1 pseudogene is annotated in these 263 nt (G+C 43.7%); it reads left to right on the forward strand.

Going from position 1 to position 263, the window contains the following annotated elements:
• Window positions 1–8: 8 nt before the first annotated feature.
• Window positions 9–263, forward strand: a pseudogene (locus FH871_RS34645) (tRNA (adenosine(37)-N6)-threonylcarbamoyltransferase complex transferase subunit TsaD); the annotation flags it as partial.

Genomic DNA, 263 nt, shown 5'->3' on the forward strand with positions numbered 1-263 from the left:
GCCGAGTTATGGGCCTCACCTACCCTGCTGGTAAGGAAATTGACAGCCTGGCTCACCAAGGTCAAGATATTTATGATTTTCCTAGGGCCATGATTAAGGAAGATAATCTGGAGTTTTCATTTTCGGGCCTTAAGTCGGCTTTTATTAATCTGCACCACAATGCCCAACAAAAGGGGCAAAATCTGACGAAAGAAGACTTATCGGCTTCTTTTCAAGCGGCCATTTTGGATATTTTGCTGACTAAAACCAAGAAGGCTCTGGAA

The sequence above is a fragment of the Larkinella sp. C7 genome (genome assembly GCF_006149005.1).
Lineage (GTDB): Bacteria > Bacteroidota > Bacteroidia > Cytophagales > Spirosomataceae > Larkinella.